General features: G+C 75.4%; 21 protein-coding genes. 10 read left to right on the forward strand and 11 right to left on the reverse strand.

Annotated features, from left to right (window positions below; translation table 11 throughout):
- Positions 1-30: 30 nt before the first annotated feature.
- Positions 31-300: an HPr family phosphocarrier protein gene (locus tag AC3WT4_RS07075; protein WP_074805022.1), complete on the reverse strand. Its 270-nt coding sequence runs from the start codon at positions 298-300 to the stop codon at positions 31-33.
- A 154-nt stretch (positions 301-454) separates the two neighbouring features.
- On the opposite strand from AC3WT4_RS07075, the gene AC3WT4_RS07080 reads away from it, so the two are divergent.
- Together AC3WT4_RS07080 and AC3WT4_RS07085 are read left to right on the forward strand one after the other, a co-directional pair.
- Positions 455-1423 (forward strand): sugar phosphate isomerase/epimerase family protein, encoded by a 969-nt coding sequence (locus tag AC3WT4_RS07080; protein ID WP_492315105.1) that lies wholly within the window; start codon positions 455-457, stop codon positions 1421-1423.
- A gap of 16 nt (positions 1424-1439) precedes the next feature.
- Entirely contained in the window at positions 1440-2771 is a 1332-nt protein-coding gene (locus AC3WT4_RS07085) for an MFS transporter (RefSeq protein WP_492315106.1), read from the forward strand.
- Between the two features lie 9 nt (positions 2772-2780).
- Here the strand turns inward: AC3WT4_RS07085 and AC3WT4_RS07090 are convergent, their stop codons facing one another.
- Positions 2781-3182, reverse strand: a complete 402-nt coding sequence (locus tag AC3WT4_RS07090; protein WP_108047705.1) for a winged helix-turn-helix transcriptional regulator — start codon at positions 3180-3182, stop codon at positions 2781-2783.
- A 186-nt stretch (positions 3183-3368) separates the two neighbouring features.
- On the opposite strand from AC3WT4_RS07090, the gene AC3WT4_RS07095 reads away from it, so the two are divergent.
- The 4 genes from AC3WT4_RS07095 to AC3WT4_RS07110 are packed head-to-tail and all read left to right on the forward strand — an operon-like array spanning position 3369 to position 6762.
- Complete coding sequence (locus AC3WT4_RS07095; RefSeq protein WP_492315107.1) at positions 3369-4316, forward strand: NAD(P)-dependent oxidoreductase; 948 nt, start codon at positions 3369-3371, stop codon at positions 4314-4316.
- The gene (locus AC3WT4_RS07100; RefSeq protein WP_492315108.1) at positions 4313-5224 is read left to right on the forward strand and encodes an NAD(P)-dependent oxidoreductase; all 912 of its coding nucleotides are present in this window, start codon (positions 4313-4315) and stop codon (positions 5222-5224) included. The genes AC3WT4_RS07095 and AC3WT4_RS07100 overlap by 4 nt, the downstream gene beginning before the upstream one ends.
- A gap of 9 nt (positions 5225-5233) precedes the next feature.
- The gene (locus AC3WT4_RS07105) at positions 5234-5902 is read left to right on the forward strand and encodes a pentapeptide repeat-containing protein (RefSeq protein ID WP_492315109.1); all 669 of its coding nucleotides are present in this window, start codon (positions 5234-5236) and stop codon (positions 5900-5902) included.
- Positions 5899-6762 (forward strand): carbohydrate kinase family protein, encoded by an 864-nt coding sequence (locus AC3WT4_RS07110; RefSeq protein ID WP_492315110.1) that lies wholly within the window; start codon positions 5899-5901, stop codon positions 6760-6762. Before AC3WT4_RS07105 ends, AC3WT4_RS07110 begins: the two co-directional genes overlap by 4 nt.
- A gap of 122 nt (positions 6763-6884) precedes the next feature.
- Here the strand turns inward: AC3WT4_RS07110 and AC3WT4_RS07115 are convergent, their stop codons facing one another.
- Together AC3WT4_RS07115 and AC3WT4_RS07120 are read right to left on the reverse strand one after the other, a co-directional pair.
- Positions 6885-7631 carry a response regulator gene (locus AC3WT4_RS07115; RefSeq protein ID WP_492315111.1) on the reverse strand — a complete coding sequence of 249 codons (747 nt, stop codon included), beginning with the start codon at positions 7629-7631 and terminating at the stop codon, positions 6885-6887.
- The gene (locus tag AC3WT4_RS07120; RefSeq protein ID WP_083384953.1) at positions 7628-9004 is read right to left on the reverse strand and encodes a sensor histidine kinase; all 1377 of its coding nucleotides are present in this window, start codon (positions 9002-9004) and stop codon (positions 7628-7630) included. The genes AC3WT4_RS07115 and AC3WT4_RS07120 overlap by 4 nt, the downstream gene beginning before the upstream one ends.
- Before the next feature lie 170 nt (positions 9005-9174).
- Between AC3WT4_RS07120 and AC3WT4_RS07125 the strand changes: the two genes are divergently transcribed.
- Complete coding sequence (locus AC3WT4_RS07125; RefSeq protein ID WP_492315112.1) at positions 9175-10077, forward strand: GAP family protein; 903 nt, start codon at positions 9175-9177, stop codon at positions 10075-10077.
- Between the two features lie 97 nt (positions 10078-10174).
- On the opposite strand, the gene AC3WT4_RS07130 is transcribed toward AC3WT4_RS07125, so the two are convergent.
- The 7 genes from AC3WT4_RS07130 to AC3WT4_RS07160 all read right to left on the reverse strand — a co-directional run bounded on the left by AC3WT4_RS07130 (position 10175) and on the right by AC3WT4_RS07160 (position 19102).
- Entirely contained in the window at positions 10175-11644 is a 1470-nt protein-coding gene (locus AC3WT4_RS07130) for a flotillin family protein (RefSeq protein ID WP_021482496.1), read from the reverse strand.
- Positions 11645-11811: 167 nt separating this feature from the next.
- On the reverse strand, positions 11812-12282 hold the full coding sequence (locus AC3WT4_RS07135) for an NfeD C-terminal domain-containing protein (RefSeq protein ID WP_021482495.1): 471 nt from the start codon (positions 12280-12282) through the stop codon (positions 11812-11814).
- Between the two features lie 144 nt (positions 12283-12426).
- A complete protein-coding gene (locus AC3WT4_RS07140; RefSeq protein ID WP_492315113.1) occupies positions 12427-13446 on the reverse strand; it encodes a phosphotransferase family protein in 1020 nt (339 codons plus the stop codon).
- 62 nt (positions 13447-13508) lie between these two features.
- Positions 13509-15134: a RecQ family ATP-dependent DNA helicase gene (locus AC3WT4_RS07145; protein WP_492315114.1), complete on the reverse strand. Its 1626-nt coding sequence runs from the start codon at positions 15132-15134 to the stop codon at positions 13509-13511.
- A complete protein-coding gene (locus tag AC3WT4_RS07150) occupies positions 15131-16939 on the reverse strand; it encodes a pyruvate dehydrogenase (protein ID WP_492315115.1) in 1809 nt (602 codons plus the stop codon). The genes AC3WT4_RS07145 and AC3WT4_RS07150 overlap by 4 nt, the downstream gene beginning before the upstream one ends.
- A 138-nt stretch (positions 16940-17077) precedes the next feature.
- On the reverse strand, positions 17078-18064 hold the full coding sequence (locus AC3WT4_RS07155; protein ID WP_492315116.1) for an NAD(P)/FAD-dependent oxidoreductase: 987 nt from the start codon (positions 18062-18064) through the stop codon (positions 17078-17080).
- Between the two features lie 84 nt (positions 18065-18148).
- A complete protein-coding gene (locus AC3WT4_RS07160) occupies positions 18149-19102 on the reverse strand; it encodes a class I SAM-dependent methyltransferase (RefSeq protein ID WP_492315117.1) in 954 nt (317 codons plus the stop codon).
- A gap of 47 nt (positions 19103-19149) precedes the next feature.
- Between AC3WT4_RS07160 and AC3WT4_RS07165 the strand changes: the two genes are divergently transcribed.
- The 3 genes from AC3WT4_RS07165 (at position 19150) to AC3WT4_RS07175 (ending at position 20521) form a co-directional block, all read left to right on the forward strand.
- Complete coding sequence (locus AC3WT4_RS07165; protein WP_043652975.1) at positions 19150-19725, forward strand: helix-turn-helix domain-containing protein; 576 nt, start codon at positions 19150-19152, stop codon at positions 19723-19725.
- Positions 19726-19877: 152 nt separating this feature from the next.
- The gene (locus tag AC3WT4_RS07170) at positions 19878-20207 is read left to right on the forward strand and encodes a hypothetical protein (RefSeq protein ID WP_108047677.1); all 330 of its coding nucleotides are present in this window, start codon (positions 19878-19880) and stop codon (positions 20205-20207) included.
- Complete coding sequence (locus AC3WT4_RS07175; protein ID WP_143031079.1) at positions 20204-20521, forward strand: type II toxin-antitoxin system PemK/MazF family toxin; 318 nt, start codon at positions 20204-20206, stop codon at positions 20519-20521. The genes AC3WT4_RS07170 and AC3WT4_RS07175 overlap by 4 nt, the downstream gene beginning before the upstream one ends.
- Positions 20522-20579: the final 58 nt, after the last annotated feature.

Raw genomic sequence — 20579 nt, forward strand, 5'->3', positions numbered from 1 at the left:
GGCCCCGCCTCCGCGGGGCCGGGCACGACGTCAGGCGACCTCGGTCCGCTCCAGGAAGGCGACGAGCGCGTCGATCGACGCGCTCGCCTCGTCGCCGTCGGCGTCGGTCGACAGCACGACCTCGTCCCCGGCCGACACGCCGAGCGTCATGACGCCGAGGATGCTCGCCGCCTCGACGGCGTCGCCGCCGGGCTTGGCGATGCGCACGGGCGCGGGCTGGGCGGCGGCGGTCTTGACGAAGAGCGCGGCCGGGCGGGCGTGCAGGCCCTCGGTGATCGCGACGACGACGGCACGGTCCATGGTGTTCCTCCGGCAGACAAGTGGTCTGGACCAGTGCATCCTAGGCGATCCGGCCGGGAAAGGGGAGGGTCGGAAGCCCTCCGCGCGCCGCGAGGTCGTCGGCGTCGACCGCCCGCTGGTGTGGGCCACAGCGGACGGGTCTAGGGTGACCGGCATGTCAGACGCGACGACGCCGCGGGAGGTCCCACCGTCACCGGGGGAGCCGCCGCGCATCCACGTCACGCTGTCCACGGCGAGCGTCTACCCGCGCAAGGCCCAGTACGCCTTCGAGGCGGCGGCCGACCTCGGGTACGACGGCGTCGAGGTCATGGTGTGGTCCGACGAGACGACGCAGGACGCCGCGGCGCTGCGCCGGCTCTCCGCCGAGCACGACGTGCCGATCCGCAGCATCCACGCGCCCACGCTCCTCGTGAGCCAGCGCGTGTGGGGACGGTCGCCCGGCCCCAAGCTGCGCCGCAGCGTCGAGCTGGCGCAGGAGGTCGGGGCGAGCACCGTCGTCGTGCACCCGCCGTTCCGCTGGCAGTACCGGTACGCGCGCGAGTTCGAGGACCTCGTCGGCGAGCTCGACGAGACCGAGGGCGTCACGATCGCCGTCGAGAACATGTACCCGTGGCGCAGCCGCAAGCGGGAGATGCAGGCGTACCTCCCCGGCTGGGACCCGTCCGAGCACGGCTACGAGCACGTGACGCTCGACCTGTCGCACGCCGCCGTCGCGCAGCAGGACGCGCTCGCGCTGCTCGACGTGTTCGACGGCCGCCTCGCGCACGTGCACCTCGCGGACGGGTCGTCGTCCATCACGGACGAGCACCTCGTCCCAGGTCGGGGCGACCAGCCGTGCGACAAGGTCCTCACCGAGCTCGTGCAGCGCGGCTGGACGGGGGACGTCGTCGTCGAGATCTCGACGCGGCGGGCCCGCACCGCGGCCGAGCGGCGCGAGGACCTCGCGGCCTCGCTGTTCTTCGCACGCACCTACCTCACGCCCGGGCCCCACCCCGGGTACTCGCCGCCGCCGGGGCCCCCGCACCGCCACGTCGACGCGTGGGGCGAGGCGGAGGCGCGCGACAGCGCCCTCGCCGACGTGGACCAGGCCGACCCGACGGGGACGGCACGACCCGGGGGCTGACGTAGGCTCGGCGGTCGTGGCTCGAGTCAACGGTCTTCTCGCGGACACGACCCCGCTGCGCATCTCCCCGCCGTTCCGCCGCCTGTGGTGGGGGCTCGGCATCTCCAACCTCGGCTCGCAGCTCACGGTGGTCGCCGTCGGCCTGCAGGTCTACGCGCTCACCGGCTCGTCGCTCGCGGTCGGCGTGCTCGGCCTCTGCGCGCTCGTGCCGCTCGTGGTGCTCGGGCTCTACGGCGGCGCGCTCGTCGACGCGTACGACCGCCGCAAGGTCGCGCTCGCTGCCTCGACGGCGCTGTGGGTGGTGACCGCGCTCATCGCCGTCCAGGCGTGGCTGCACCTGAACTCGGTCGGGGTGCTCTACGCGCTCGTCGCGGCGCAGTCCGCCGCCTTCGCGATCAACAACCCGGCGCGCTCCGCGATCATCCCGCGCCTCGTCGAGCCGCGGCTCCTGCCCGCCGCGAACGCGCTCCAGACGATCGCGTGGAACGTCGCGCTCACCGTCGGCCCGCTGGGTGGCGCGTTCCTCGTCGCGCTGTGGGGCTACCAGGTCGCGTACACGATCGACGCCGTCCTGTTCACGGCCGCGCTGTGGGCGGTGTGGCGGCTCCCCGACATCCCGCCGCTGCCCGCCGCCCCCGGTGCCCCGGCCGCGGTCACCGCCGCACCCGCGGGGCGCCGGCGCCGCGTCGTGGGGTGGCGGTCCGTCGTCGACGGCCTGCGGTACCTCGCGACCCAGCCGAACGTCCGCACGACGTTCCTCGTCGACCTCGCCGCGATGGTGCTCGCCTCGCCGCGCGTGCTCCTGCCCGCCGCCGGGGTCGTGTTCCTCGGGGGTGGCGAGGCGACGACGGGCGTCCTCACCGCGGCGTTCGCCGTCGGGGCCGTGCTCGCGGGCGTGTTCTCCGGCGGCCTGTCGCGCGTGCGGTGGCAGGGCCGCGTCATCGTGTGGGCGATCACGGCGTACGGGCTGTCGATCGTGCTGTTCGGCGTCGTGCTCCTCGGCGTGGGCGCGACGACCCCGACGACCGTCCTCGTGGGCGGCGTCGTCGCGGCGAGCGTCGCGCTGGCGCTCGCGGGCGCGTCCGACGCCGTGAGCGCGGTGTTCCGCCAGACGATCCTCCAGACCGCGACGCCCGACGACATGCGCGGCCGGCTCCAGGGCGTGTTCATCGTCGTCGTCGCGGGCGGGCCGCGCCTCGGCGAGCTCGTCCTCGGGGCGCAGGCGACCTGGGTGGGGGAGGCGTGGGCCGCCGTCGCGGGGGGCGTGGCGTGCGTCGTCGTGCTGTGGCTCGTCGTGCGGGCCCAGCGCCGCTTCTGGCGCTACGACGCTCTCCACCCGGAGCCCTGAGGCATCGGGTCAGCCGACGCGTGCGGCGCCGATCCGCTCGATGCGGTCACGGCCCCAGTCGCCGAGCGACGCGAGCGCCGCGTTGAGCGCGCTGCCGTGCTCGGTGAGCGAGTACTCGACGCGCGGCGGGACCTCGGGGAACACCTCGCGCACGAGCAGGTCGTCCGCCTCCATCTCGCGGAGCTGCTGCGCGAGCACCTTGTCGCTCACGCCGACCAGACCGCGCTTGAGCTCGGCGTACCGACGCACCCCGTGGTCCTCGAGCTCCCAGAGGATGAGCGACTTCCACTTCCCGCTCACGACGTCCATCGCGGCGTCGAGCCCGCAGACGTAGGGGCCGCGTCGCGCGGTGCTCGTGGAGGCACCGGTGGGCGGACTGCCGGGGGAGGTGCGGACCGTCGTCGTCGTCATCGTTCGCTCCTTCGTCGCTGACCGGTTCCGTGCCGGGCGGCGTCCTGACCTGCACGCTCACCCTGAGGTGAGAACCCCACCTCGAAGTGCGTTCTTCCCGGGCGACCGTACGCCGGGGAGGGTGGACAGCGAGGGCGCGCCGCGCGGTCGGCCCGCCCGAGCACCGCCACCCCACCCGGAGGAACGATGTCTGAGCAGCCTGCACGACCCTCGGAACGCGTCATCCCCGTCACGGTGCTCGGCCTCGGCGCGATGGGCAGCGCGCTCGCTGCCGCGACCGTCGCCGCCGGTCACCCGACGACGGTCTGGAACCGCACGCCGGGACGGGCGAGCGCTCTCCTCGAGTCCGGCGTCCGCGAGGCGGCGTCTGCGCGCGAGGCCGTCACCGCCTCGCCGCTCGTCGTCGCGGTCCTGCTCGACCACGCCTCCGTGCACGAGACGCTCGACCCCGTCGCGGACGCGCTCGCGGGCCGGACGCTCGTCAACCTCGTCACGACCACGCCCGAGGAGTCGCGCGAGCTCGCCGCCTGGGCGGGCACCCACGGCGCCGACTATCTCGACGGCGGGATCATGGCCGTCCCGTCGATGATCGGCGGGCCGGGCTCCGAGGTCCTGTACAGCGGGTCGCGCAGCGCGTTCGACGCCGCCCGTCCCGTGCTCGGCACGTGGGGCGGGAGCACGTGGTTCGGGGAGGACCCCGGTCTGGCGCCGCTCTACGACCTCGCGCTGCTCGCGGGCATGTACGCGATGTTCGCGGGCTTCTTCCACGGCGTCGCGATGGTCGGGACGGCGGGCGTGAGCGCGAGCGACTTCGCGCGCCGAGCGGCACCCTGGATCGCGGCGATGACGTCGGAGCTCGCGGGCTACGCCGACGTCATCGACCGCCGCGACTTCGCCGGCCCCGGCCAGCAGAGCCTCGAGTTCTCGGACCTGTCCGACATGGTCCGGGCGAGCGAGGAGGCCGGGCTCGCGACCGACGTCGTCGCGGCCGTCCAGGCGCTGGTGCGCCGGCAGGTCGACGCCGGTCACGGCAGCGACGGGTTCGCGCGCGCCGTCGAGAGCATCAGGGACCCCGGGCGCACCACCGCCGCACCCGCTGTCATCGGTACCGGTGCCGCAGGAGGAGCGCGATGAGCGCGCACGCCCCCGTCGCCCTGATCGGCCTGGGGCCGATGGGCCAGGCCATGGTCCGCACGCTGCTCGTCGCAGGCCACCCCGTCACCGTGTGGAACCGCACGCCGTCGCGTGCTGACGCGCTCGTGGCCGAGGGCGCGGTCCGTGCGGCGTCGCCCGCGGAGGCGGTCGCCGCGAGCGACCTCGTCCTGCTGAGCCTGACCGACTACGCGGCGATGTACGACGTCCTCGGCGGCGCGACCGACGTCCTGCGCGGCCGGACCGTCGTCAACCTCAGCTCGGACACCCCGGGGGCGACCCGTGCCGCGGCACGGTGGGTCGCCGAGCACGGCGCGACCCTCGTCGCGGGTGGAGTCATGACGCCGCCCCCGGGTGTCGGGACCGCGGACGCGTACGTGTACTACTCCGGTCCCCGGGCGGCGTTCCGTGCGCACGAGAGCGTGCTCGCGCTGCTCGGCGCTCCGCGCCACGTGGGCGAGGACCCGGGCCTCGCGCAGCTGCTGTACCAGGCGCAGCTCGACGTGTTCCTCACGGCGCTGTCGGGCGTCGCGCACGCCGCGGCGCTCGCTCAGGCGGCCGGGGTGCCGCCCACGCAGTTCGTGCCCGAGGCGCTGCGGACGCTCGTCGAGACGCCCGCGATGGTCGGCGGGGAGGGGGCGCCGGGCGCGGACTTCGAGACCGGCGTCCACCCCGGGCACCTCAGCACGGCGACGATGATGGGGGCGACCGCGGCGCACGTCCTCGGAGCGAGCGAGGAGCTCGGCGTCGACACGGCGCTCCCGCGCGCCGTCCTGTCCCACTACGAGCGCGCGCTCGCCGCCGGGCACGGGCGGGACGGCTGGTCCGCGATCTTCGAGGTGATCAGGGCCCGCGCGACGGCGGGCCCGGGCGTCGGTGGCCGGTCCTAGGCTCGGGGCGTGCCCCCGAAGAAGCCGACGACCGAACCACCCGTGATCGACCCGGTCGTCCTGGACGACCTCCAGCCCGGTGACGCCTACGACCTCGAGGCGGAGGCCGACCTCGAGGGTGTCGAGATCACCGACCTCCGCCTCGACCGGCTCGACCTGCACGGCGCGAGCGTGTTCTCCACGCGGCTCGACCAGGTGCGCGCCGACGAGGCCGACCTCGGGGCGGTGACGCTCACGGAGGTCGTGCTGGGGCGCCTCGACGTCCCGGTGGTGCGCGGGACCCGCGGCCGGTGGCGCGAGGTCGAGGTGCGGGGCGCACGCCTCGGGTCCGCCGAGCTCTACGAGTCGTCGTGGGCCGGGGTGCGGTTCGTCGGCTGCAAGCTCGGCTTCGTCAACCTGCGGGGCGCGTCGCTGCGCGACGTGATGTTCACCGACTGCACGATCGACGAGCTCGACCTCGTCGCGTCCGACGCGCTGCGCGTCGCGTTCGAGGGTACGCGCGTGCGCCGGATCGACGTGCAGGGCGCCACGCTCGCCCACGTGGACCTGCGCGGCGCGGAGATCGACGAGCTCGGCGGCATCGAGTCGCTGCGCGGCTCGACCATCGACTCGATGCAGCTCGCCCGCCTCGCCGCGACGTTCGCCCACAGCCTCGGCATCACGGTGACGGACCGATGACGCCCCCGCAGGCCGAGGTCCTCGTCGCCGGGCCGGCGTCGTGGAACCTCCTCGTCCAGCTCGACGAGCTGCCCGCTCCCACGCCGCACACGGTGTTCGCCAGGTCCCACCGCCACACGGTCGGTGGGACGTCCGCGGGAAAGGCGCTCAACCTCGCGCGCCTCGGCCGGTCGGTGCTCCTGCGCACCGTGCTCGGGACGGACGACGACGCCGCGCGCGTCCGGTCCGTGCTCGAGGGCGCGGGGGTGCGGGTGCTCGCGGAGCCCTCGCCCGACGGCAGCACCGAGAGCCACCTCAACCTCATGGACGACGACGGCGGCCGCGTCTCGGTCTACCTGCGCGCCCCCGGCGAGGTCCCGGCGCGGGGAGCGGGGTGGGACGCCACCGTCGCGGCGCTCGACGCGGCGCGGGCCGTCGTCGTCGACCTCGCGGTGCCCGCGCTCCCGGTGCTCGACCTCGCCGTGGCCCGCGGCCGCGACGTCTGGGTCGACCTGCACGACCACGACGGCGAGTCCGCGTTCCACCGGCCCTGGGTCGACGCGGGCACGCACGTGTTCCTCAGCGGGGACCGGCTCGAGGACTGGCGCGGCTTCATGACCGCCCGGGTCGAGGCGGGTGCGCGCCTGGTGGTCTGCACGCACGGGTCGCGGGGCGCGGTCGCGCTCACGCCGGACGGTGGCTTCGTCGAGGTCCCGGCACAGCCCGTGCCGCACGTCGTCGACACGAACGGCGCCGGCGACGGCTTCTTCGCGGGCTTCCTCGACGCGCACCTGCACGGTGCTGACGTCGAGGAGGCGATGCGGGCGGGCGCCCGGCACGCCGCCCTCGTCGTGCAGAGCCCGGGCCTCGCCCCGGCCTGACCGGCCTCGCTCCCCACCCCCGTCTCGCCGAGCACGGGGTCGGCGACCGGATCGGGCAGTTTCCGGTCGCTGATCCCGTGCTCGGCGGCCACGGTCGCGTGGTCGGCGGCCGGGGGGGGGTGTCAGGCCAGGCCGGTGTCGCGCGCGACGATCGCCGCCTGCATCCGGGTCGCGACGCCCAGCTTCGCGAGCACGCGCGACACGTGCGTCTTGGCCGTGGCCTCGGTGATGTAGAGGTCGGTCGCGATGCCCTGGTTGGACAGGCCGCGGCCGAGCGCCGCGAGCACGTCGACCTCGCGGGGCGTGAGGTCGGCGACCCGCGGGTCGGGTAGGTCGTCGGCGACGACGCCCCCGCCGCCCGACGCCGCGGGGTCCCCGAGACCATCCGTGCCGCCCGGGCGCGATCCCGCGGGGAGCGGGGGGCCGGCGTCAGGCACGGCGCCGCGCGCGAACGCAGCGAGGAGCCGGCGGGTGACCTCGGGCGCGAGGACGCCGTCGCCGTCCGCGACGCGACGCACGGCGTCGAGGAGCGCGGCGGGCTCGGCCGTCTTGAGGAGGAACCCCGCGGCCCCGGCGCGCAGCGCCCCGTCCACGTACTCGTCGAGGTCGAACGTCGTGAGCACGAGGACCTCGGCGAGGTGCTCGCCGGTGATGACGCGCGTCGCCTCGATGCCGTCGACGCCCGGCATCCGCAGGTCCATGAGCACGACGTCGGGCCGCAGCGCCCGGGCGTTCGTGACGGCGGCGGTGCCGTCCGCGGCCTCGCCGACCACCTCGACGTCCGGCGCGGCGTCGAGCAGGAGGCGCAGGCCCGCCCGGATCGCGGCGTGGTCGTCGGCGAGGAGCACCCGGACCGGTCGTCGCGTCACGCGTCCTGCCTCTCGACGGGGAGCCCGGCCACGGGGATCTCGGCGCGCACGGACCACCCGCCCCCGGGCAGCGGGCCGGCGCTGCACGTCCCGCCGAGACCGTCGGCGCGCTCGCGCATCGTGAGCAGGCCGGTGCCGGCGCTCAGCGGTGGCTCGACGGTCCCGGAGCCGGGGGCGCCGTCGTCGCGCACCTCCAGCACGACGGCCGCCCCGTGCCGGGAGAGCTCGACGGCGACCGGGGCGCCGGGCGCGTGCTTGAGCGCGTTCGTCAGGGACTCCTGCGCGATGCGGAACAGCGCCTGGTCCGCCGCCGCGGGCAGCGGCGACGCCGCGACGCCGTCCGGGTCGTGGAGCGTGACGGTCGTCGTCGCGCGCGCGGCGTCGAGGAGCGTGTCGAGGCCGGCGAGGCGGCCGGGGGCGGCGACGGCGTCCGTCGCGCCGTCCCCCTCGCGCCGTCCCTCGGTGCGCAGCAGCAGGATCATGGAGCGCATCTCGTCGAGCGACGCCACGGCGCTCGCGCGCACCTGCTCGAGCGCCGCGCGGTCCTTCGTGGCGTCGGGCGGGAGGGCGAGCGCGGCGCCGGAGTGGATGGCGATGGTCGACAGGTGCGACGCGATGACGTCGTGCAGGTCGCGCGCCATCGCGGCGCGCTCGGCCCGGACGGCCTCGTGCCGGTCGAGCTGGGCGATGCGTTCGAGGTCGCTCGCGCGCTGGCGCTCCAGGTCGGCCGTGCGGGCCGCGGCCTCGGCCTCGCGCGCGGCGAGGTCGGCGCGCTCGCCCGCGACCTCGGCGAGCTCGCTCGTCGTGCGCACGTTGGTGGCCCACCACATCGGCACGAGGAGCAGGGCGCTGAGCTGGAGCCCCATGTACACGAACTCCCGCACGTCGCGCGCGGCCTCGCCCGCCCCGACGGCGCCCACCGCCACCACGGTCGCCGCGACGCCCCAGAGCCAGGCGCGCGCCCGTGGCCGCGACCAGAGGGCGGCGGCGTAGAGCAGGTCCCACAGGACGAGCATGAGCGCGAGGCTCCCGCCCCACCGCAGGTCGACGGCGGTGACGACCACCCCGCCGAGGAGAGCGAGGATCGGGTGCGCGCGCTTGGCGAGGATGAGGAGGCACCCGACGGCGAGCAGCGCCACGCGCCACCAGGCGTGCGCGGGCTCGACGACGAACGACGCGCGGACGATCCCGACGAGCCCGACCTCGAGCAGGACCCAGCCGAGGACGAACGTCGTGACGGCCGAGAACAGGTCGTTCCGGCGGTCCTCGATGCGCCACACGCCGCGCAGGGAGCCGACCGCCGTCCGCCAGCGCCCGCCCCGCCCGGGCACGGCCGCGCGCGCGTCCTGCGTCCCGCCGTCGTGCGTGCTCACGCCTCCATCCCAGCACAGCCCGCCCGGCGACGGATCGGTCGAACGGTGTACGACGCCCCGCCCCGGCCCGGCACGGGGCGCTCGCGCGCGCCATCGGGGCCCTCTTCCGGGCGCGCGGGTCGGTCGTTCGCCGGACGACACGCCCGCGCGTCGGGCGGGACGCTCGGGGCATGGACCTCCCTCTCGACCTCGACGCCGTCGGCGGTCCGGGCCTCGGCCTGGCCGCGATGGCCAGCGTGCTCGTCGTGCTGGCGCTCATCGACTCCACGAGCTTCGGCACGCTCCTCATCCCCGTGTGGCTCCTGCTCGCGCCGGGGCGGCTGCGCGCGGGACGCGTGCTCGTGTACCTCGGCACGGTGGCGGGGTTCTACCTCGCCGTCGGGATCGTCGTGCTGCTCGGCGCGGGCGCGTTCCTCGACAGGTTCGGCGCCGCGCTCGACACGCGGGCCGCCGCGATCGTGCAGCTCCTCCTGGGGATCGGGCTGTTCGCGCTGAGCTTCCGGTTCGACAGCAAGCGCGCGGCCCGCAAGGCCGCGCAGTCCGACGCCGCCCCGTCGGTCGCGGGTCGGCCCGACGCCGTGGGAGCCGGCCCCTGGACCGGCGCCGGTGCCGGTGCCGAGCCCGCGGGGGCGGGCGCGCCGTCGTCGTCCCCGCGCCCGGGCCGGATCTCGCGGTGGCGCGAGCGCGCGCTGGGGATCGAGGCGGACGCCGTCGGGACCGGCGCGGTCCGGACACGCTCGTCGGTCCTGCCGCTCGTGGGGCTGGCCCTCGGGGCCGTCGCGATCGAGGTGGGGACGATGCTGCCCTACCTCGCCGCGATCGGGATCGTCACGACGTCGGACGTCGGCTGGCCCGGGAGCGGTGCGATCCTCGCCGCGTACTGCGTCGTCATGGTCGCGCCCGCGCTCCTGCTGCTGCTCGGCCGGCTCGTCGCGGCGCGCGCGGTCGACCCGGTGCTGCGTCGGCTCGACCGCTGGCTCACGAAGAACGCGACGGACATGACGGGCTGGGTGCTCGGGGCGCTGGGCGTGCTGCTCGCGCTCAACGCGTTCGGCCGCCTCGGCTGGGCCTGAGTCCTACTCCCAGGTCTGCCGTCCGGCTCGCCGAGCATGCGGCCGTGGCCCGCCCGGAGGTTCGGACGGGCCACGGCCGCATGCTCGGCGGGGTGGGTCAGTGCGACGTGCCGTTGGTCGGCGCGTCGCCCGAGCCCGCGAGCTGCGTGCCCGCGAGGTTGGCGATGAGCTGGTTGATGTCCACGCCCGTGAGCTGCTTGATGACGCCCTGGCCCTCGCCCAGGACCGACGCGACGTTCTTCGTGAGCGCGGACGCGCCGTCGGTCGAGACGACGGTCATGCCCTGGATGTTGCCGATCGGCTCGGCCGCGGCCCGCACGATCTCCGGCAGGCGCTCGATGAGCTCCTGGACGAGCGCCGCCTCGCCGTACTTCTGCAGCGCGTCGGCCTTGGCGTCGGTCGCCGCCGCCTCGGCGCGACCCTCGGCCTCGATCGCGGCGGCGCGGGCCTCACCCTCGGCCCGGATACCGGCCGCGAGCGCGACCTGGCGGTCACGCTCGGCCTCACCGGCGCGACGCACGGCCTGCGCGGACGCCTCGGCGTCCTGGATGGCCGCGGTCTTGTTCGCCTCGGCGATGACAGTGCGCTTGTAGGCGTCGGCCTCGGTCGCGGCGTTCGCGGCGTCACGACGCGCGTTGGCCTCCTGGACCTCCGCGTACGCCTTGGCCTCGGCGGGCTTGCGGACCTCGATGTCGAGGCGCTCCTGCGTCACGCGTGCCTGCTCGGCGAGCGCCTCGCGCTCCTGCTGCGCGACGAGGCGGTCCTGCTCGGCACGCGCGAGCTGTCCGGAGGCCTCGGCCTCGGCGTTCGCGCGGTCGGTGTCGGCCTTGATCGCGGCGCGCTTGAGGTCGAGGGCCTTCTGGCGCTCGGCGATCTGCTCGGCCGCCTCGATGACGGCGAACTCCGACGCGCGCTGGGCCTCGGCCTCGGAGACCTCGGCGACCTGGCGGGCGCGGGCCGACTCGGCGCGGCCCAGGTTCGCGAGGTAGTCCGAGCCCGGCGTCGAGATGTCGGAGATGTTGAGCAGGTCGACCTGGAGGCCCTGCTCCGAGAGGTCGGCCTTCGTGGACTCGACGACGCGGTCGGACAGGCCCTTGCGGTCGGAGATGATCTGCTCGATCGTCATGTCGCCGACGATGGAGCGCAGCGAGCCCTCGAGGGACTCCTTGATGATCTCGGTGAGCGTGCCCTGCTGGGAGAGGAAGCGCTGGGCCGCGCGGCGCACGCCCTCCTCGTCGCCCCGCACCTTGAAGTTGATCGACGCCTTGATGGCGATCTTGATGCGGTTCTTGTCCACGCCCTCGACCGTGATGCCGATCTGGCGCTGCTCGAGCGAGATGGAGAAGCCCTGCTGGAGGATCGGCCAGACGAACGTGCGGCCGCCGACGACGACCTTCTGCCCGCTGCCCCCGGCCTCCTTGCGGCCTGCGCCGCGGCCGACGATGACCAGGGCCTCGTTCGGCGGGACGCGGCGGATGCGCTTGCTGATGAAGATGACCACCGCGAAGAACGCGATGACCAGGGCGACGATCGCCAGGGTCGTGATGAGGTTCGTGTCGTCGAACATGGTCCGCGCCGGGGCGCGTCTCCTTCCGTGGGTGCGGGCAGGTCAGGACGTGCGGCAGTCGTACGGCGGACCGGTCGGGGCGTGCCCGGCCGGCCGGCCGGTGGTGCGTGCGGGTGCGCGGCACCCACGGGACGACGCGCGGGGCGCCGTGGTCGGTCCGTCGGACCTCAGTCGTTGGGGTAGTGCCGCTGGACGCGCACGCGGCTCCCGGACTGCTCGAGCACGACGACGCGCGCGCCCTCCGGGATGGGTTCGTCGGACCACGCGAGGCGGCGCTCGAGCTCGTGCGCCGCGTCGAGCGAGACCTCGCCGCGCGCGGGGTCGATCGCGGTCGTCGCGGTGCCCTGGACGCCCACGAGGGACACGGGGACGCCGTCCTCCGACGCGCGCAGGTTCTTGACCAGCAGCTGGACGAGCACCATGACGACGAGCGCCACGACGAGGGACCCGACGTACGCGAGCCACGTCGGCAGGTCGTTGGACGCCACGATCACGCCGACCGCGCCGAACACCACGCCACCGACGCCGAGCGTCGTCCCGGACACCGCGCCGTCACCCAGGTCGACGATCTCGCCGACGAGCAGCGAGAGGAGCAGGAGGGCGAGTCCGGCGATGCCGATGACGATGAACGCGATCATGCGAGGTCCCCTCGGACGGGTGGCCACGGCGCGGGAGTGGCGTGTGGAGTTGTCGTGAACGTACGCACACCTTACCGTGACCCGACCATGCCGTGGGGCGATCCGGGGGTACGTCACATGGGGAGGACTCCCCACGCGGGAGTCTCAGGCGCCCAGCTCGTCCAGCATGCGCAGCAGGTTGGCGCGGGCCGTGCCGGCGTACCCCTCGACCCAGTCGCCCTCGTAGCCCCGCGGCACCACCTCGACCGCGAGGAGGCACGACAGGTAGGTGCGGTACAGGCGCAGGCGCGTCCACGCCGCGGGGTCGCCGCTGCCGGGCGTGCCGTCGCCCAGCCCCAGGTCGCCGCCCTCGGCGGCGTAGCCCGCGAGGAGGTCCGCGTCGACGGGCCCGGCACCGAGCTGGTCGGCGCCCGCGAGCTCGAACAGCGGGTCGCCCCAGAGCGACCGCTCGGCGTCGAGCACGCCGACGATCCGCGGGGCGTCCGGCGCGAGCAGCACGTTGCCCGGCCACAGGTCCGCGTGCACGAGCCGGGGGACCTCGACGCGGGCGAGGACGTCGCGGTGCCGCGCGACGGCGTCGCGCACCCGGTCCGCCGGGAGGTCGACGCCCCAGGCGAGCGCGTCGTCGAGCACGGCGTCGACCATGCGCGCGAGCGCGTCGGGCCAGCTCGCCGCCGCGAGGTCCGACGCGGGGGCCGGGTAGCCGAACCGGTCGCCCGCGATCCGGTGCAGCCGCGCCATGAACGACCCGAGCCCGCGGCGGACGGCGGCGGACTCCGCCACGTCGGCCTCGCGCGCGCTCCACAGGGTCCCGGCGAGGAACGTCACGACGAGCGCGTCGCCGTCCACGTGCTCGCGCGTGAGGTCGGCGTGCAGCACCTGCGGGACGGGCAGGCCCGCGGCGTGGGCGGCCCGGTAGGCCGCCGCCTCGGTGCCGGGGATGCCGTGCTCGTAGCGCAGGAGGCGCGACGTGTCGGCGCCCGTGACCTTGACGACGACGCGGCCCGGGACGTCGTCGGGCACCGCGCCCGGCCGCGGGGCGAGGTCGACGGCGAAGACGCTCGCGAACATCCCGCCGCTCAGCGGCTCGGACCGCAGCGCCTCGCCGAGGGGCGCCACGAGCGCCGCGAGCTGGTCGTCCGTGACCGTCGTCCTGGTGAGCACGCGGCGATGCTACCGGCCGGGCCGGCGGAGCCGGACGCGCGCCCGCGCCGGCCACCGGCGGGTCAGGACGCCGTGAGCAGGCCCTGGTCCGTCACCGCGTCGAGGCTCAGGGTCCGGTACCCGTGCGTCTCGAAGAGCACGGTCACGCGGTCGTCCCCCTCGTAGCCCATGACGGTCCCCTCGCCGAACTCGGGGTGTCGCACCATCGTGCCCGTCGACCACGGCGCGGACGCGTCGTCGGCGACCCTCTCCTCGGCGGTGCCGACCCAGCAGGTGTCGCAGCGCCCGCACGGCTCGGGCAGCCCCTCGCCGAGGTACGCGAGCAGGAACTGGCGGCGGCACTGCGGGGTCTCGGCGTACGCGCGCATCATCTGCAGGCGCGAGTCGTCGACCCGGCGGCGGGCCTCCGCGAGCTCGTGCGCGACGTCGGCCACCGCACCCGGGCGCGCGTCCTCGCCGGCGAGCGCCCGCGCGTCCTCCACGAGCGCGCGCAGCCGCGCCAGGCGCCGGGGCAGCCGCGCCCGCCCGTCGGGCGCCGAGGGCGCCTGGTCGTCCGGACCGCCCCGGCCCAGGGCGCGCGCGACCTCGCGCAGGTCGTCGCGGTCGGGCACGCCGACCGCGAAGTAGCGCTGGAGGCCCAGGTCCTCGGGCCGGTAGAACAGCACCGCGACGGCGGGCTCGCCGTCGCGGCCCGCGCGGCCGACCTCCTGGTAGTAGGAGTCCGGAGAGCCGGGGACGTCGGCGTGCACGACGAACCGCACGTCCGGCTTGTCGATGCCCATGCCGAACGCGGAGGTCGCGACGACGACGTCCACCTCGTCCTCCGTGAACCGCCGCTGGGCCTCGTCGCGCTCGGCCCGCCGCAGCCCGCCGTGGTAGGCCGCGGTGCGCAGCCCCGCCTCCGCGAGCGCGTCGGCGACCTCGGTCGTGCGGCGCCGCGTGCCGACGTAGACGATCCCCACGCCGTGCTCGGCCTCCGCGCGGACGCGCTCGACGACCGCGCGGTCCTTGTCCGCCGCCTCGACGGCCCGCACGACCTCGAGCGCGATCCCGCGGCGGGCGAACCCGCGGACGATCACCGCGGCGTCGCGCAGGTGCAGGCGCTCGGCGACGTCCTCGCGCACGGGCGGGGACGCCGTCGCGGTGAGCGCGAGCACGCGCGGCCGCGGGTCGAGCGTGTCGAGGCGCTCGCCGACGCGCAGGTACTCGGGCCGGAAGTCGTGCCCCCAGGTCGAGACGCAGTGCGCCTCGTCGACCGCGACGAGGCTCGGCCGGGCCGCGCGGACGGCGTCGAGCACCTCGTCGTTGGCGAGCTGCTCGGGCGAGAGGAAGAGGAACTCGAGCTCGCCCGCCGCGGCGGCCTCGAGCGCGGCGCGGCGCTCGGCCGCGGGCACGGCCGAGCTCACGGCGGCGGCGCGCGCGTCGTCGTCGCCCAGCTCGAGCAGGGAGCGCACCTGGTCCTGCTGGAGCGCGATGAGCGGCGAGACGACGAGCGTCGGCCCGGGCAGCTCGAGGCCGGGGAGCTGGTAGACCGCGGACTTGCCCGCCCCGGTGGGCAGGACGAGCAGGACGTCGCGTCCGTCGAGGAGCGCGGCGATCGCCTCGCGCTGCCCGGGGCGCAGGTCGCGGTAGCCGAAGACCTCCCGGGCGGTGTCGCGGACGTCGGCGAGGGTGGGCTCGTCGGTCACGGGCGGGGCACGTTGCGCAGGTTGGCACGCGCCATCGAGACGACCTCGCCCATGCCGCCGCCGAGGACCTCCTTGCTCATCGCGACCGCGAACCCGCGGACCTGGCCCGCGGTGATGTTCGGCGGGATGGAGAGCGCGCGGGGGTCGGTGACGACGTCGACGAGCGCCGGCCCGGGCCGGTTCAGCGCCTCCTGGAGGGCGCGGCGCAGGTCTTTCGGCTTCTCGACGCGCACGGCCGGGATGCCGATCGCGTTCGCGACCGCGGCGTAGTCCACGTGCGGCGACTCGGTGCCGAACATCGGCAGCCCGTCGACGAGCATCTCGAGGCGCACCATGCCGAGGCTCGCGTTGTCGAAGAGTACGACCTTGACGGGAAGGTCGTAGTGCTTGAGCGTCACGAGCTCGCCGAGCAGCATCGAGAGACCGCCGTCGCCGGCCATGGCGACGACCTGGCGTTCGCGGCCCCCTGCACGCCCAGCGGCCGCGGCGCCGATGGCGTGGGGGAGCGCGTTGGCCATCGAGCCGTGGATGAACGACCCGATGACGCGGCGCTTCCCGTTGGGCGTGATGTACCGCGCGGCCCAGACGTTGCACATGCCGGTGTCGACGGTGAAGACCGCGTCGTCGGCGGCGACCTGGTCGAGCGTGTCGGCGACGAACTCGGGGTGGATCGGCGTCGTGCGCTCGACCTTCTTCGTGTACGCCCCGACGACGCCGGTCATCGCCTTCTCGTGCTTGGCGACCATCGAGTCGAGGAACTTGCGCGACCGCGCCTTCTTCACGAGCGGCAGGAGCGCGCGCACCGTCTCGCCGACGTCGCCCACGACGGCGAGGTCGAGGCGCGTGCGCCGCCCGAGGTGGGTCGGGTCGATGTCGACCTGGGCCGTGCGGACCGACTCCGGGAGGAACTGGTCGTAGGGGAAGTCGGTGCCGAGCAGCACGAGGAGGTCGCAGTCGTGCATGGCGTCGAACGCGGCGCCGTAGCCGAGGAGGCCGGACATGCCGACGTCGAACGGGTTGTCGTACTGGATGAACTCCTTGCCGCGCAGCGAGTGGCCCACGGGCGCGGCGATCTTGTCGGCGAGCGCGAGGACGTCGTCGTGCGCGCCGCGCACGCCCGCCCCGGCGAAGATCGTGACCTTCTTCGCGGCGTCGATCGCGTCCGCGAGCTGCTGGACGGCGGTCTCGTCGGGGACGACGCGCGGGGGAGCGGGCCGGCACGCGACGTCGGGCACGGCGGCGGGGGCGTCGAGGTCGGCGACGTCGCCCGGGAGGGTGAGGACGGAGACGCCGCGCGCGCCGTAGGCGTGGTGGATCGCGGAGTTGATGACGCGCGGCGCCTGCTCGGCGCTCGAGATCATCTCGGAGTAGACGGAGCACTCCGTGAACAGGCGGTCAGGGTGGGTCTCCTGGAAGAACCCGGTGCCGATCTGCTTGCTCGGGATGTGGCTCGCGATGGCGAGCACGGGCACGCGCGACCGGTTGGCGTCGTACAGGCCGTTGATGAGGTGCAGGTTTCCCGGCCCGCACGACCCGGCGCACACCGCGAGGCTGCCCGTGACCTCGGCCTCGGCGGCGGCGGCGAACGCAGCCGCCTCCTCGTGGCGCACGTGGATCCACTCGATCCCCTTGCCCGCGTTCTCGCCCGCGTTGGACCGGTGCACGGCGTCGACCACGGGGTTGAGGCTGTCGCCGACGATGCCGTAGATCCGGCGCACCCCCGCCTCGATGAGCTGCGCGACGAGCAGGTCGGCGACCGTGCGGTTGCGCTTGTCCTGCGGGGAGCGACCGATTCCGAACGGCATGACGTACCTCCACGGTGGGCTGGGGTCGTCCTCCATCGTGCGACGGGTCGCCCGGGGGCGCAGCGTGAGCGGGCGTCTCGTGCGTCACGCTGCGGCCGGGCGGCCCGCGGGCGCTCCCTCGGCGGCCGAGGCCGGGCCTCAGACCGCGGGCGCGGCGTGCGCCGCGGACGGCGTCCGCCGACGCGCGACGGCCGCCGCCGCGTCGGCCTGCGCGAGCTCGCCGTGGATCCCCGCGCCGGCCATGACACCGGCCGCGGCCGACGCCCCGACCTGCGCCATGAGGTCGCTCGAGTTGCCCGCGGCCCACACGCCCGGCACCGCGGTCGCGCCGCGCGGGTCGGCGGGCACGAACCGGCCCGCCGGGTGGTCCTCCAGCGTCCCGCCGAGCTGCTCGAACAGCTCGCCGCGCGCGACGAACCGCGGCCCGACGACGACCGCGTCCACCGGGAACGACGTCCCGTCGGCGAGCACGACCGACCGCACCGACCGGCCATCGACGTCGAGACGCGCGACCTCGCCCTCGACCACGCGCACGCCGAGCGCCGAGAGCTGCTCCCACGTGGCGTCGTCGGGCTCGGGGGCGGTGTGCTGGAACAGCGTGACGTGCGGGGTGAGCTGGCGGAACAGCAGCACCTGGTGCGCGGCGGCGGGCCCGGTGGCGAGGACCCCGATCCGCTGCCCCCGCACCTCCCACCCGTGGCAGAACGGGCAGTGCAGCACGGTCGAGCCCCAGCCCTCCCGCACGCCCGGCACGTCGGGCAGCTCGTCGACGAGGCCGGTCGCGAGCAGCACGCGGCGCGCCCGGACCGTCCCGCCGTCGTCCAGGGTGAGCGTGAAGCCGGTCTCGACGTCGCCGTCGGCGCGGGCGACGCGCGCGTCGTGGACCTCGGCGCCGTAGCCCTCGGCCTCGGCGCGGCCCGTGGCCAGCAGCTCGCGCGGCGGCACGCCCTCGCGCCCGAGCAGGTTGTGCGCGCCCTCCGCGGGCGCGTTGCGGGGCTCGCCGGCGTCGAGCACGACGACGGACCGCAGCGACCGCGCGAGCGTCACCGCGGCGCTCAGCCCGGCGGGACCGCCGCCGACGATCGCGACGTCGTAGGGAGCGTTCTTCTCGGTGGTGGTGTTCACGGTTCTTCTCAGCGGGGTGACGGGACTCCCTGAGTGCGGGAATCAGTCGCGGGGATCGGCCCGGACGGCGACTGTTCGACGCACTCAGCGGGGGCGGCGGGCGGCCCAGACGACGCGGCCGCCCCGGGCGCGGACGGTGTGGTCGGTCGTGCCGGGAGCGGTCGCCGCGAGCACGACGTCGAGCGCCGCGAGGTCGGCGGGCTCCAGCTCGTCCGCCAGGTGCTCGCGCTGGCGCGTCGCGGTGGCGTGCGCCCAGCGGGACGTCTCCGGCCCCGGCGGCACGACGGCGGTCGGCTCGCGCCGGTCCACCACCTCCAGCCCGGCGGCGGTCAGGTACGGGGTCCAGTCGGGGTAGCGGTTCCAGCCGGCGTGCGCCATGGCGCGCTCGAGGCGCGCGGCGAGGTCGGCGTGGGCTGCGCCGTCGGGCAGGACGGGCGTCGTCGCGGTCATCTCGACGACGACGAGCAGGCCGCCCGGGGCGAGCGCGTCGCGGGCGTCGTGCAGGACGCGCGCCGGGTCGGCGACGTGGTGCAGCGAGGCCGACGCCCACACGACGTCCGCGACGCCGACCGGCGGCCACCCGGCGTCGAGGTCGGCCTCGACGGTGCGGACGCGCTCCGCGAGGCCGGTCCCCGCGAGCCGGGCCCGGAGGCGGTCGAGCATCGCGGCGTCCGCGTCGACCGCGACGACCTCGGCGTCGGGGAACGCCCGCGCGAGCGCCCGGGTCCCGGTGCCGGTCCCGGCGCCCAGGTCGACGACGGTGCGCGTCGGGTCCGGGGCGTGCCCGACGGCGACCGCGACGGCCTCGTCGAGGAGGTCCCCGAACACGAGCGCGTCGAGCTCGAGCAGCTCGGCCATCCCGGCGCCGTCGTGCGGGCCGTGGCTGTGCTCGTGCCCGGGTGCGGCGCCGTGGGGGTGGCCGTGCCCGGGTGCGTGGCCGTGCCCGGGTGCGTGAGCGGCACGGTGCGTCGAGCCGGGACCCGCGACGGCGGGGTCGTCGGGACCGGGCGCAGGTTGGGGACGGGCGGGGAGGTCCATGGCTCCACCGTAGGACGATCATGCGTGTTGAGCATAGAATCTTGCTCATGACGCAAGAACCGGATCTCGACGCCGTCGTGCGGCAGCGCATCCGCGGGCTGCGGCTCGCGCGCGGCTGGACGCTCGACGCGCTGGCCGCGCGCTGCTTCCTCAGCCCGTCCACGCTCAGCCGCATCGAGACCGGGCACCGGCGCATCGCGCTCGACCAGCTCGTGCCGATCGCCCGTGCGCTGGGCACGACGCTCGACCAGCTCGTCGAGCCCGTCGACGACGAGGACGTCGTGATCCGGCCCGAGCCGCAGCGCCGCCCGGGGGAGACCACGTGGCTGCTGTCGCGCGAGCGGACCGGGACCATGGTCGCGAAGATGCGCCTGACGCCCGAGCGCGCCGTCGGGCCGGAGCACCAGCGCGTCCACCCGGGGCACGAGTGGTTCACCGTCCTGTCCGGGACGGCCGTGGTCTACCTCGCGGACCGACGGATCCTCGTCCACGAGGGACAGGCGGCGGAGTTCTCGACGATGGTGCCGCACTCGTTCGGCGCGCACGACGGCCCGGTCGAGATCCTCACGATCTTCGACCAGGAGGGCGAGCGCGCCCACCTCTCGGGCGCCGACCCGGCCTGACGAGCGGCGGACCTGCGGCGTCGTGGATCGCGCCGACCCGGCGCCGCGTGCTCGTCGACCCGAGGGGCGGCGCTGGCGGGAGGGTGTGCGGGCGTCATCCGCGCCAGACCCGTGTCTGACAAATGTGGGACACACGGCGTAGTGTCGTGATCATGGCGACGAGAACCCGCAGCACCGCGCACGAGGGGACGACCTCGCGACGATCGACCTCGCGGGGCGGGAAGAACGGCGCGCCGGTCGGGGAGACCCCGCGCGGCGGGAAGGACGAGGGCGCCCCGACGAAGCGCGACTCCGTCACGTTCCGACCCACCCCCGAGGAGCGCCGGATCCTCGACCGCCTCCGCGACGAAGGCGTCACCGCCAGCGATGCCGTCCGCCGGGGACTGCACCTGGTCGCGCACGAGAAGTGGGTCGACCAGGCCCGCATCGATGCCGAGAACCTCGCGCACGAGAACCTCGACGACGAGCCGGACGCCTGGTGATCCGCGGCGCCGTCTACCGCGTCGACCTCGGTGACCCCCGGGGCCACGAGCAGGGCGGTCGGCGGCACGGGGTGGTTCTGTCCCCGACAAACATGCCGTGGTCCGTCGCGACGATCGTGCCGACCTCGACGAGCGCGCAGCGTGCGATCTTCCGGCCCGTCCTCGAGATCGCCGGGCAGGAGACCGTGCTCCTCGTCGACCAGCTCCGTGTGATCGACACCGGCTACGTCGTCGGGGAGCCTGTCGACTTCCTTCTTCGAGACGACCTGGACGCGCTCGAGCGGGCCGTGCAGAGCTACCTCGGCATCATCTGAGGCCGAGCCGTCCCGCCCGTCGTCTCGGAGCCTCGACGTCGACCGTCTCGCGGCGTAC

The organism is Cellulosimicrobium sp. EB106-03-01-XG111, assembly GCF_058792115.1.